Origin of the sequence: Pseudoalteromonas nanhaiensis, assembly GCF_051235485.1 — a bacterium.
Classification (GTDB): domain Bacteria; phylum Pseudomonadota; class Gammaproteobacteria; order Enterobacterales; family Alteromonadaceae; genus Pseudoalteromonas; species Pseudoalteromonas lipolytica_C.
On sequence record NZ_JBPNYQ010000001.1, the window covers coordinates 158,231 to 171,694 of the forward strand.

Annotated in this window: 9 protein-coding genes; 6 read left to right on the forward strand and 3 right to left on the reverse strand. The window is 41.6% G+C overall.

The features are described from left to right. Both ACSFVZ_RS00650 and gorA read right to left on the reverse strand, forming a co-directional pair. The gene (locus ACSFVZ_RS00650; protein WP_281547075.1) at nt 1-1,221 is read right to left on the reverse strand and encodes a tyrosine-type recombinase/integrase; all 1,221 of its coding nucleotides are present in this window, start codon (nt 1,219-1,221) and stop codon (nt 1-3) included. 94 nt (nt 1,222-1,315) lie between these two features. Further along, on the reverse strand, nt 1,316-2,680 hold the full coding sequence (gorA, locus tag ACSFVZ_RS00655; RefSeq protein WP_435557913.1) for a glutathione-disulfide reductase: 1,365 nt from the start codon (nt 2,678-2,680) through the stop codon (nt 1,316-1,318). 151 nt (nt 2,681-2,831) lie between these two features. On the opposite strand from gorA, the gene prlC reads away from it, so the two are divergent. The 5 genes from prlC (at nt 2,832) to ACSFVZ_RS00680 (ending at nt 9,592) form a co-directional block, all read left to right on the forward strand. Further along, complete coding sequence (gene prlC, locus ACSFVZ_RS00660; RefSeq protein WP_435557914.1) at nt 2,832-4,883, forward strand: oligopeptidase A; 2,052 nt, start codon at nt 2,832-2,834, stop codon at nt 4,881-4,883. A gap of 108 nt (nt 4,884-4,991) precedes the next feature. Then, the gene (locus tag ACSFVZ_RS00665; RefSeq protein ID WP_199527311.1) at nt 4,992-6,170 is read left to right on the forward strand and encodes a response regulator; all 1,179 of its coding nucleotides are present in this window, start codon (nt 4,992-4,994) and stop codon (nt 6,168-6,170) included. 43 nt (nt 6,171-6,213) lie between these two features. Then, nucleotides 6,214-6,969 (forward strand): class I SAM-dependent methyltransferase, encoded by a 756-nt coding sequence (locus ACSFVZ_RS00670; protein WP_138557059.1) that lies wholly within the window; start codon nt 6,214-6,216, stop codon nt 6,967-6,969. Between the two features lie 117 nt (nt 6,970-7,086). Further along, complete coding sequence (locus ACSFVZ_RS00675; protein WP_435557915.1) at nt 7,087-9,012, forward strand: methyl-accepting chemotaxis protein; 1,926 nt, start codon at nt 7,087-7,089, stop codon at nt 9,010-9,012. Between the two features lie 106 nt (nt 9,013-9,118). Beyond that, nucleotides 9,119-9,592: a peroxiredoxin gene (locus ACSFVZ_RS00680; protein WP_435557916.1), complete on the forward strand. Its 474-nt coding sequence runs from the start codon at nt 9,119-9,121 to the stop codon at nt 9,590-9,592. A gap of 85 nt (nt 9,593-9,677) precedes the next feature. On the opposite strand, the gene ACSFVZ_RS00685 is transcribed toward ACSFVZ_RS00680, so the two are convergent. Beyond that, nucleotides 9,678-11,807: a S8 family peptidase gene (locus ACSFVZ_RS00685; RefSeq protein ID WP_435557917.1), complete on the reverse strand. Its 2,130-nt coding sequence runs from the start codon at nt 11,805-11,807 to the stop codon at nt 9,678-9,680. Nucleotides 11,808-12,130: 323 nt separating this feature from the next. Between ACSFVZ_RS00685 and ACSFVZ_RS00690 the strand changes: the two genes are divergently transcribed. Continuing rightward, nucleotides 12,131-13,315: a BaiN/RdsA family NAD(P)/FAD-dependent oxidoreductase gene (locus ACSFVZ_RS00690; protein WP_435557918.1), complete on the forward strand. Its 1,185-nt coding sequence runs from the start codon at nt 12,131-12,133 to the stop codon at nt 13,313-13,315. Nucleotides 13,316-13,464 lie beyond the last annotated feature (149 nt).

Below are 13,464 nucleotides of genomic sequence, written 5' to 3' on the forward strand. Positions count from 1 at the left end.
TTATAAGGTACCTTCTACTGCTTCATGCATTATCTTATCTAGTAGAACAAACTTATTTCTAATAGCGTTTTTCTGCTTTAAGTATCTGACATATTTCATTGTAGTGGCTTCGTCATTGTGTCCCATCCAAGACATTAAACAGTCGAGAGATTCACTGACATTGAGGCCAGCATTAAGGAGATCATTGAGTCTATATGTAGCGTATGTACTCCTTAAATCATGGAAGGTGTAATTAAAATCTCGATATGTTTTTTTTACTTCCTTTCTGAGGTTAGACCACCTTGCACTTATTGTCGCTTTTTTTGTAGGATTTCCATATTGACTAATAAATAATGGTTCAAATCTACTTTTATCTTTGAGCTTACTTGCTTTTCTTAAGCGTCTCTCACTGATAGAATAGTTTTTTAATTTTGACAGTAGTAATGCAGATACTTCGATTTTTCGTTGTTTTTTGAACTTAGTTTCAACACCTGTAGAGGCTCCCAATATGACCTCAAATCGACTATGGCTAGTCGTGGTGGGAATTGCACTATTTAGTGCTTCCATAGTAAAACCACTTGCTTCACTTATTCGTAAACCACTTGAAACGGCTAATAAGCATATTAATTGAAACTCAATTGACTCTTTTTTTAATTGGCTAGAAAAGCTTATAAGAGCCTCTTCAGTTAGAGGTTTTAGGCTATTTTCAGGCTTTTTTGGGACACGTATTTTAAGGTCTGCTGATTGGACTATAAATTTAGGTCTGAGATACGCTAATTTATCTGTTCTTATAACACTAACAAATTCAATTACAAACGGAGCTGTTTTCTCATCAGGTATATCTATTACTAATTCTTCTATTGCCCATATGTAAAATTGAATCACATGCTTAAGATAGTGATTGGCTGTGGAGTAGGAGAGCAGTCCTTTATCGACTTTATTTAATAAAAAGTGTTTAAATAAGTAGGTAGGTTTCAGCCTTTTTAAAGGAGGGAACTGATCCCAATGCAAAGAGTTATCTTCCAAGAAAGACCAGTATAATAATAGGGCTCTTGAATATGAACTTAGATCTTTAAGTTTTTCGATAGTAACTAGATCAAAAAACCAACTATTTACAACAGAAACAAATTTCCCATCTGAGTTATATAGAGTTGGTAATTGCCCTAAGCTATTTGATTTCAAATCCTCTACTTCTTGATCCCATTCTATGAAAACATCAGCTGAGTTAATAAGCTGAGCCATATTATGTATCCAAAAAAGCCAACTGTATTAGAAAGTATAGTTGGCTTGTAAAATTTTACAGAATTTAAAAAGGTGTTTATGTATCTTTTCTACATTAACCTGTCATGGTAACAAACTCTTCAGAACCCGTTGGGTGAATAGCCACAACAGCATCGAAGTCTGCTTTGGTTGCGCCCATCTTCATTGCAACTGCAAAGCCTTGGATCATTTCATCAACAGTAAAGCCAATGCCGTGTAAGCCAACAACTTTTTCGTTATCACCTGCACACACGAGCATCATATTACACGCTTGGCGGTGCTGAGTAACAGCTGTGTACATCGCTGCAAAGCTTGATTTATAAACCTTTACGTTTTCAGCACCATATTGCGAAATCGCTTCTTGCTCTGTTAAACCAATGGTACCGATTGGTGGGTGGCTGAATACCACCGTTGGTACTAGCTCGTAGTCCATTTTTAAATCATCAGGCAATTCTTTATTGAATAAGCGCTCTGATAAAATACGACCTGCTTTAACGGCTACTGGCGTAAGTTCGATACCGTTTTCGATGATATCGCCAACTGCATATACATTTTTAGCTGTGGTGTTTTGAAACTCGTCTACTTTTACATAGCCGCTTTCGTTCACTTCAACACCAGCTGCTGCAAGGTTGATCTTGTCTGTTGTTGGTGTACGGCCAATTGCCCAAATAACTTCATCAACGTTTTGGCTGTGACCATTTTCAAAGTGAATTGTTAGGCTACCGTCGTTTTCTTTAACCACTTCTTTAGGTGTGCACTCAGTGTGAAGAGTTGGGCCTTCTTTTGCCATAATATCGACAAGGGTATCAACAATGTATGGGTCAAAAGTACGTAGTGGTTTGTTTTTACGAACAAATAAATGTGTTTCTGTACCTAGGCTATGAAGAACACCCGCAATTTCAACAGCAATATAACCTGCGCCAACAACTGCAACACGTTTAGGTTGTTCATTTAGCTCAAAGAAACCGTTCGAATCAATACCAAGCTCAGCACCTGGGATATTAGGAATAGTAGGGCGACCACCAACAGCTACAAGGATATGATCAGCAGTGTATAGCTCACCGTTCACTTCAACTGTTTTACTATCAACAAATTTAGCAAAGCCATTAATAACCGTTACGCCGTTACTTGCTAAGTATTTATTGTAACCTTGGTGAATTCGGCCAATATACGCTTCGCGGCTTTCTACTAATTTAGCCCAGCTAAAGCTTTTAAGCTCAACATCAAAGCCATAGTCTGGTGCGTATGCATTAATTGCTTCAGCAACTTGTGCGCCGTGCCACATTACTTTCTTTGGAACACAACCCACGTTTACACAAGTACCACCCATGTGTTTTGCTTCAATAAGAGCGACTTTTGCGCCACGCATTGCAGCACGGTTTGCAGAGGCAATACCGCCACTACCACCACCAATAGCAATGTAATCAAAATGCTGAGCCATAGTTTGTCCTCAAAAATAGATAAATTTTTATTAATTAATCGATTTATTAATAAGTTGATAATAGCATAATAAAGACCAAGGTTAAGCCCCTTGTATTTCATCAATTCGCCCCAACTTCAAAATCATCTTCGCATAAAATTTGAGAACGAAAATGACAATTGCAGAAAATAACCCACTCATTGGTTTAGAAGGGCTTCCGCCGTTTTCTAAAATTAAACCAGCGCATGTCGTGCCAGCGTTAAAAGCAGCCATTGCTGAGTGCCGCACTAAAATAGACGAGGTACTGGCGACTAAATCGTACACATGGAATGACTTGGTACTGCCGCTAGAAGAAGCTGATGACAAGTTATCACGTTTATTTTCACCGGTATCACATATGAACTCTGTCGTTAACAACGATGAGTTACGTGAAGCTTATGAGCAATGTTTGCCATTGTTATCTGAGTACTCAACCTTTGTAGGTCAGCATCAAGGCTTATATGATGCTTACAATGCACTTCATAATAGTGATGAATTTAAAACACTTACTACTGCCCAGCAAAAAACCATTACCAATGCACTGCGTGATTTTGAATTGTCGGGTATTGCTTTAAAACCTGAGCAGCAAAAGCGTTATGGCGAAATCAGTGCACGTTTATCTGAACTGGCTTCTAAGTTTGGTAACAATGTAATGGATGCCACACTCGCTTGGCAAAAGCATATTACTGATGAAAGTGAACTTGAGGGGTTACCTGAGTCTGCGTTAGCACTTGGCGCTGATACTGCAAAAAGTAAAGGGCTAGATGGCTGGGTATTCACGTTAGATTTTCCATCTTACTTACCCATTATGACCTACGCAGATAACCGCGAGTTACGTGAAGAGTTTTACACTGCGTTTGTAACACGTGCCTCTGATCAAGGCCCCAATGCGGGTGAGTTTGATAACTCAGCTATTATGACTGAAGAGCTTGCACTGCGTCATGAACTTGCTGAGTTACTTGGCTTTAACAGCTACGCTGACATGTCACTGGCGACTAAAATGGCCGAAACGCCAGAGCAAGTTTTCTCATTCTTAGAAGATTTAGCCGATAAGTCTAAACCCCAAGCTGAGCAAGAACTTGCTGAGTTAACGGCTTATGCCAAAGATAAGCACGGTGTGACTGAACTTGCTGCCTGGGACTACGCTTACTACGGCGAAAAACTTAAGCAAGAGAAATATGCTATTTCTGATGAAGTACTGCGCCCTTATTTTCCTGCCGATAAGGTATTAAGTGGCTTATTCACTACAGTAAATCGTTTATTTGGTATTAGTGTTAAAGAAGTCACTGACTTTGATACCTACCACCCAGATGTACGTTTTTTCGAAATTTACGATAGTAGTAATACTTTACGTGGTCGTTTTTATTTAGATTTATACGCTCGCGATCGCAAGCGTGGCGGCGCGTGGATGGACGACTGTATGGGTCGTAAAGTACGTGCAAACGGCGAATTACAAACCCCAGTTGCGTATTTAGTGTGTAACTTTAATAAAGCAGTTGGCGATAAGCCTGCGCTGTTCACTCATAATGAAGTGACAACCTTATTCCATGAGTTTGGTCATGGTATTCACCATATGTTGACCCAAGTTGATGCTGCGCCGGTTGCGGGTATTAATGGTGTTGCATGGGATGCAGTTGAGTTACCAAGTCAGTTCCTTGAAAACTGGTGCTACGAAGAAGAAGCGCTGAACTTTATTTCGGGTCATTACGAAACTGATGAGCCTTTACCAAAAGAGTTATTAGATAAACTCCTTGCGGCGAAGAACTTCCAATCAGGTATGCAAATGTTACGTCAGCTAGAGTTTTCGTTGTTTGATTTTACAATCCACCACGATTATAAAGCGGGTGAACCATGTAATATTCAAGCAACTTTAGATGCTGTTCGTAGCAAAACCGCGGTTGTTAAAGCGCCAGCGTTTAATCGTTTCCAACATGGCTTTAGCCATATTTTTGCGGGTGGTTATAGCGCAGGTTACTACTCTTACAAGTGGGCTGAAGTACTTTCGGCCGATGCATTCTCTAAATTTGAAGAAGAAGGCATCTTTAACCCTGCCACGGGCGAAGCTTTCCTAAAGAACATTTTAGAGAAAGGGGGCAGTGAAGAGCCAATGGAGCTGTTTAAAAAGTTCCGAGGGCGCGAGCCTAAAGTTGATGCATTGCTTAGACACAGTGGCATTGCAGCATAAAGAATATAAAAATATAAAAGCGCCGTAAGGCGCTTTTTTTATTAATATTTCTTCGCAAAATCACACGCTCGTACTATCCTTCTAAAAAAGAGTATATAGGAATTAAGCATGTCTAAACTGGTATTAGCCATTGATGATGATAAATACGTGCATCATGTGATCGAAGAATCGCTCGCGGGCTTTTGCACACTGCTCCATGCTAAAAATGGTGATGAAGGGTTAAGACAAGCAATAAAACATAATCCAGACATAATATTGCTCGATATAGAGATGCCCGGAAAAACTGGGTTTGAGGTTTGTAATGAGTTAAAAGCAAACCCTGAAACCAAAGATATTCCAGTGATGTTTTTGTCAGGTAAATCAGACTTACCAGACCGTGTTAAAGGGTATAACGCAGGTGCTGCTGACTACATTGTAAAACCATTTAATGCCGAAGAGCTTATGGCACGTATTCGCGTGTTATATCAGTATCGCCAACACTCGAAAAAGCTTAAAAGTGATGTTGAGCGAGCGCAGATCACTGCCGAAATTGCGATGACAGATTCAGGTGATATGGGGCGCATCATGCGTTACGTCGGGCAAAGCTATCATGCACATGATATTAAAGCCTTATCTGAGTATATGTTCGAATTTTTTAACCCCATGGAGCTCGATGTTGTTTTGGCGTTTTGGTATCAAGATGTTGGCGTGTTTTGTAGTGCTAAAGGTGGCGTATGCCCACTTGAGCAAGAGTTATTAGAACAACACCGTGAGTCAAATCGCTTTGTTGACTTTAGTCATCGCACCATCATTAACTACCCAAAAGTATCGATGCTAGTTAAAAACATGCCCTTGGATGATGCACAGCTTTATGGCCGCTACAAAGATTTGTTTCCGCATATTTTGGAAGTGACTAATGCGAAAGTGCAAGATATGGAAATAAACGAACGAGCATTGACGCAGGCAAACCAAATAGGCAATGCTTTTAACGAGCTCTCTGAACAAATGCATCAAAACAGTGACTCTCGAGAGCATGCCGTTAAACAGCTAACAGTTCAGCTTGCTGAATTGAACCAATTAGTCGAACATAATGAGCAGTTAAATAGCAGCGATGTGGCTTTGTATTTACAGCAATTGCAGCAAACTCAGCAGTTATTTTCCTCTTTAAACGACGATTTAACTCACATTAAACATCAGCTTAATCATATTATCGAATCGCGTAGTGAGTTATTGGTAAACTTACAAAAAATGGCTGAGCCTAGTCATACTGAAGATATCACTTCACAAACGGATATCGAGCTATTTTAAGCCATGCTATACTGGCGCCGAATAAAATAGCTCGGAGTTATACGTGGTAATTCATTGTCCTTTTAAAGAAATGCGTCCTTATTTAGATGCCATAGAGCAACGTTTTGGTTTAGCCAAGTGGGCTGAGCTTAATGCGGGCTTTTCGCTTCATTATGACGATCAGGGCTTGAGTTTGAAAAAAAAGGATGAGCCAAAACTTGGCGCTATCCATGTAGACTTTGTCACGGGGGCTGCCGCACATCGACGTAAGTTCGGTGGTGGTAAAGGCCAAGCTATCGCCAAAGCGGTGGGTTTAAATAAAGGAGCTACGCCCGTGGTGCTTGATGCCACCGCAGGCCTTGGCCGCGACGGCTTTGTTTTGGCATCACTTGGCTGTAAAGTCATACTGCATGAGCGTCACCCTGTGGTTGCCGCGCTATTATTTGATGGCTTAGAACGCGCCTATAACGATGCAGAAATTGGCTCATGGATGAAAGAAAACATGAGCCTAGTATTTGGTTCTAGCCATACTTTATTGGCTCAGTGTAACGAAGTACCTGATGTTGTGTACTTAGATCCTATGTTTCCCCACCGAGAAAAGTCAGCCCTAGTTAAAAAAGAAATGCGGGTATTCCAAGAACTTGTTGGGGCTGATAGTGATGCCGACGATTTACTAGAGTTTGCTTATCCACTTGCAAGCAAACGAGTCGTGGTTAAGCGACCCGATTATGCGCCATTTTTGAATGACAAAACCCCTAGTATGCAAATCAAAACCAAGAAGAATCGCTTTGATGTATATGTAAAAGCAGCAATGGTTTGAGTCTAGTATTTTTGGATGTGTTTGATTTTTACGTATGGTTATTTATGGTGGTTTTTCATTAAACTGTCATAAAAGGTTAATATTCTATGCGCGTAACGTTACTTGGGAATATCGTTTATGCGCGTGTCATCATTTACTCGGCTACTAGCCGTTTTACTTACTCTTGCCAGTATTTTATTAGCTGCCACTCTGTTTTGGTCAAGCCAAACATTAATAGGAATAGAGCAGCAAGATAACGCTTATAACAAGCTTAAAAACACCATCATAATTGATTTAAAAAGTTACCTAGATGACTATTTAGAACAAGGTGACAGCCAGTACTTAACTAAAGCCTCAGCACTGATTAGTGAGATTAAAGCACAGCAATTAGCTGGACTTCCCAATGAGTTAGCAGCAACACTGAATACGCAACTCACTGAATTAGACAAAGACATTAATGGTAAGTACCGCGCTTTGGGCAAGTTGTCTGGTAACGAAATGGCTTTACTTGATAACTCGATAAGACAAATGGCCGGTTCTGCCTCATCGTTAATTGGTTATGCTAAGAAAGCAGAGCCGCAAACAGCGCTTGCACTTGAGTATTACCAACTTGCCGCTGACTATTACAGCGAAGTCACATCACTTGCTTTGTATACTTATAAGTTGGTTCTTAACTATGATCAAGATACTAAAAGCAGCCTTACGCAAACAGTTACAACACTGAACACACTCGCAGATAAAATCGACAGCCTTGATAACCTAGGTGTTATGAGTGAAGTTGAAGAAGATGCGTTGTTTTTTGGTGAAGAAGCTGAAGACTTAGCTGGCGACATTAAAGCTGAACTAAGTAGCTGGCCTAAACGTTTTCCCCGTGATTTGGCATCTACTCTTGAACAAGCTGAGCAACGTCAAACGGGTATGCAAGCATTACGCGAACAAATCGGTGCGTTATCTGTAACCGTGCTCGGTGCTGAGCAAAAGCTAAAAGACGAACAAAGCAATCTTAAACAGCAAGTATTTATGGTGTTTTGTGTCGCTATTGGCATGCTTGTAGTGTTGGCGGGTGGTGTGTATTTTGTGCAGCGTAACCAAGTGCTTAATCCACTGCGTCAATTGCGTGATGGTTTTGCCTTCTTGATTGAAAGTAATGAACTTAAAAATATTGAGAGTAAAAACCCGAAAACCGAGGTAGGTGAAATTGCCAGTTACTTTAATCAATTAATAGAGCGTCAACGTGGTGAGGCAGAAGAGCGAGCACAAATGCTTAAGGTTATTAATGACTTTATGCTAGAAATGAGCGAGCACTTACATACCATAGCCCAGCAAACCGATGCCAGCCATTCTCAGGTAGAGCAAAACCAAGATTTACTGAGCGATATTCAACATATAGGTGAGCAAGTAAATAACATTAATAGCCAAGTCGCTGATAATGCTAAACAGACTTTTAATGCGATGGAGCAGAGCCTTGGTTTTGCCGACAGTATGTTAACGGCGAGCTCTCACACAGAGCAGCGAGTTGAACAAGGCCTTGAGAGTTTAAAAGAATTACTAAAAGGGGTCGATGATGTTGGTCAAGTCATTGAAGTAATTAAAAACATTGCTGAACAAACCAACTTATTGGCGTTAAATGCGGCGATTGAATCGGCGCGTGCTGGTGAGCATGGTCGGGGTTTTGCGGTAGTCGCCGACGAAGTACGAAAGCTGGCTAGACAAACACAAGGCTCGCTTGATGATATTAACAACCAACTTAACCGCTTGAGTGAAAACTCAACTATGGTATCAGAGCAAATTAGTGCACTGGCTAATGATGCTGAGCTGCAAACACAAAATGCTCAAGAACTTAAACGTAACTCAGAAGGTGTAGCCGGCAACGCGCAAGATGCCAATAAAGTAGCATTTGATGCTATGGAGCTGGCTAAACAGCAAAATGCCTTACTCGAAAACTTTAGCCAATCAATGCAAAGCATGAAAGGGCAGGTAGGTGAGTCAAACTCATTAGTTAGTGATATTCAGCATCGCCTACAAGAGCAAATGCATACCATTAAAACCAGCTTAGGTTTATAACTCTTCAAAGGGCGAGCAATGTAGTGCATTGTTTGCCTTTAAATCATGCGGTATTCAATTTTTTGGGTATATACTCTGTATTCTTATTTTCTTTCAAGGAATCACGATGATCGAACAAGGCCAAACTTTACCTGCGGCAACCCTTAGCGAATTAACCAGTGAAGGCATGCAAACTTTATCAACTGAGGCACTATTTGCCGATAAAAAAGTGGTGCTATTTGCTGTGCCAGGTGCATTTACACCAACCTGCTCAAACGCTCACTTACCAGAGTTTATTACTTTAGCTGATAAAATCACCGCAAAAGGCGTTGATGCAATTTACTGTGTATCTGTAAACGATGCATTTGTAATGAAAGCATGGGGTGAAGCTCATAATGCTGAGCACATTCATATGCTTGCTGATGGTGATGCAAGTTTTACCAAAGCACTTGGTTTAGATAAAGACACAGCTGGCTTTGGTGGTGTACGTTCAAAGCGTTATGCGATGATTGTTGAAAACCAAACGGTAACAGGTCTGTTTGTTGAACAAGACAAAGAGTTTGTAGTAAGCCGCGCTGAAGCTGTGCTCGAAAAGCTTTAATAGCAATTCGTTTTATTGATATAAGTACAAAAAAGCCGGACGTGAGTCCGGCTAAAAGTCCCTGGGGGTAAGGGGAGATCAACTATTAAGGTTGATACTGTGCATCCAATGTCAGACCTGAGAAGGTTTTATATGCATTTAAGCTTAAATGCCAAGTACCTGCTTGTGGGTTACTGAATGTACATGTTTCTGCGTTACCGTTTTTGTACGGACGACAGTCATAGCTTGAAGTAGTTGGTTGGCTACCAAACTTAACAAATAAATCAGCATCGCCAGAACCACCAGACGTTGTTACTGTGAAGCTTGCCATACCTGCTGGCACGTCAATCGTGTAGTGTTTCCATTGACCTGCACTTGCAGAAATATCAGTCACTGTACCACCACCAGCTTGCGGTGCACCTGTGCCAGTACCTGAAGTTGTTAAATCGCCCACTAAGCTAACACCTGAATAAGCAGAGTAGCCGTTAAGCATGACATGATAAGTACCCGCAGTTGGGTTATCGATAGAACATACTTCGTTATTACCGCCTTCATACGGACGACAATCATAGGCTGATGTTGTTGGTGCGCTACCGGCACGAACGTAAAGGTCAGCATCACCTGTTCCACCACTCATAGTGAAAGTTACATTCGTTGCGCCTGCTGGTACTTCCATTGTATAGAATGTTTGGCTGCTAGCTGAACCACTTAAACCAGTGACTGCTTGGCCATCTTCTAACACGTTACCTGTTGGTGGTGGCGGTGTTGTGCCTGATGCTGCTGCAACAGCGGCTGCCGCATCAACAATACCTGTACCACAGCTAGTACATGTTGCTGGGAATGAACGCGTTGTTGATTTTAAGATGTTTTCGATTTCATCTGGTGTTGCTGATGGTTTCGCTTGTTTAATTAGCGCCGCTACACCCGCAACATGAGGTGCCGCCATCGACGTACCTTGCGAGTAGTGGTATGAATCGCTGCTTGGGCCAGTAGAACCTGAGTTGTGTGTTGATAAAACACCTTCAGAGTCATTAGCAAAGCTTTGTGCGCCACCTGGTGCTGCAACATCGATGTTGCTACCATAGTTTGAGTAGTAAGCACGACCACCGTCACGACCTACAGATGCAACGTTTACAACGCCATTACAGTTACCAGGGTTGTAGTTCGCAGAGTTATCGTTATCGTTACCTGCAGCAATTACGATCACAGAACCGTTGTTACGAGCTTGGTTAATGGCACTTTGCGTTGTTGAGCTACATGAGCCGCTACCACCTAAGCTCATGTTGATAACATCAGCAGGATTAGCATTCGCTGGTACGCCTGATACAGAACCACCTGAAGCCCAGATAATACCGTCAGCGATATCAGACGTTAAACCACCACATTTACCAAGTACACGAACAGGAACTACTTTCGCATCGTATGCAACACCAGCAACACCCTCTCCATTGTTAGTCACTGCTGCAACCGTACCTGCAACGTGAGTACCGTGCCAGCTAGAGCTTTGTGCACTGTGTGTGTAACCACATTCGTTAGCGCTGATTGCATCACCCGGATCGCGTGCATCGCTATCACGACCACCGCCGTCATTTGCTACAGACAGATTAGAGATCATGTCGTAACCCGGTAAAATATTGGCATTAAGGTCAACATGCGGACGGTAACCTGTATCGAGTACCGCTACAACTACACCACTACCTGTTGCTGTGTCCCAAGCGGTAGGTAGGTTTAAACCACCCGCTTGCTCGTAGTAGTGCCATTGGTCGTTATAACGAGGGTCGTTAGGTGTTGCGAATGGCTTTAACATTTGGTCGATTTCGATGTATTCAACATTACCTGTTGCAACCATCTCTTGCATGAACTCTTGCGCTTCTTCAGCAGAAAGTTTTTTATCAGCACGCATTACGTGGTGATTACTCATCGCCATAGCACGAACATATTGGGCTTTTACTTTGCCTTTTTTACTGGTGAAGTTTTTAACAAAGCCTTGAGCTTTTTTGTTCATCATAGTTGGCGATTGTTCTGCTGCCGACATCGTCATCATTTCATCACTGTTGTTTTTATACTTAATGATGAACTGCGTACCAAAGCCGTCTTGACCTTGTAGTTTTGCTGCCGTTTCCTGCATCGATGGTGTCATAAGTTGGTTTGGAGTCGCCATTGCTGCCGTCGTCCCAAACAACGCAGTCAAGCTCAGTGCAATTGCGCACTTTTTCAAGTTGTTGTTAGTTGTCATAATGATCCCTAGATTGTTATGTTAATCTCCACGATATTTTTCGCGAAGGGGGACAAAGGTAAAATAAATGTAAATTAAGTTAAAATATCGTTTTATTATGTTTGTCTCTATTTTGGTTATAACTAAATGTATAGATGGCTAAATGGTGCTTTTTTCGTGTGTTTTTCGTTCTTTTCTAATTAAAAAGTTTTAATTTTTAGATTTTGAGTTTTTACTTTATTTCGTTTTTTGGTTTTATCTTTTTTGTAAAAACACCTCACAGTTAACACCTCACGTAAAATAACTTGTTATAATCAGCTAAATTTTTTTAGTGAGTATGAGTAATGACCCAAGTAGATGTAATTGTGATAGGCGCTGGCGCTGCAGGTTTGATGTGTGCTGCACAAGCAGGCTACCGTGGTCGCAATGTTACTGTGCTTGATATGGGCAAAAAGCCGGGCCGTAAAATATTAATTAGCGGCGGCGGACGTTGTAACTTCACCAATGAAAATGCAAGCCCAGACAACTACTTGTGTGGTAATCCTCACTTTGTAAAATCGTGTTTAAGCCGATACACCCAGCATGACTTTATAGAGCTGGTGGACCGTCACGGCTTGGCCTATCACCATAAAACGCTGGGCCAGTTATTTTGTGATAACAGCGCACAAGATATCGTCGACATTCTTTTAACTGAGTGTGAGTGGGCGGGTGTTAACATAGCGCTGCGTAACGAAGTACTCAGCGTGACAAAAACCGATGCGGGCTATGAAGTTATTACTGAGCAAGACAGCTATCAATGTGAGTCGTTAGTTGTCGCATCGGGCGGATTAACCATGCCTAAGCTCGGTGCATCACCAATTGGTTATAAAATTGCAGAGCAATTTGGTTTAACAGTGCTACCAACCATGGCGGCATTAGTGCCATTTACGTTACACCAGCATGATAAAGATCGCTTTGATGGGTTATCGGGGATCAGCATTCCTTGTCTGGTTACCAGTGAAGATGGCACCCAGTTTAAAGAAAACATCTTGTTTACTCATCGCGGCCTTTCGGGCCCAGCGATTTTGCAAATCAGCTCATTCTGGCGTGCAGGGCAAACGGTGTATATTAACTTGTTACCAGAGCTTGATTTAAAACAGCAGTTCGAAGATTGGCGTCAAAGCCAAGGTCAAAAGTCATTAAAAAATACCCTTGCGACAATTTTACCAAAACGCTTTGTTGAAATGCTGCACGACAGCAAAGCAATTCCTGATTGCAATGTAAATCAACTAACCCATGCACAAATCGACTCGCTACATGATTACATTCACAATTGGCAAATTAAACCCAACGGCACAGAGGGTTATAGAACAGCCGAAGTAACGCTTGGCGGTGTAGACACCGACGAGTTAAGCTCAAAAACCTTTGAAGCTAAAAAATCACCGGGCCTTTATTTCATCGGCGAAGTCACCGACGTAACCGGCTGGTTAGGCGGCTACAACTTCCAATACGCCTGGAGCTGCGGCTTTGCAGCAGGGCAGTATTGTTGATTGAAGGTTGCTAGTTGTTAGGAGCTAGGAATTAGCTTAGCAGGTGGTTGTAGGTCGTGCTTTAGCGCGTTTTTTTATGACGCCATGAATGACTACCTACATTACTGAAATCTAAGTTTTGGCTAATAAATAATCAAAGCATAATCACA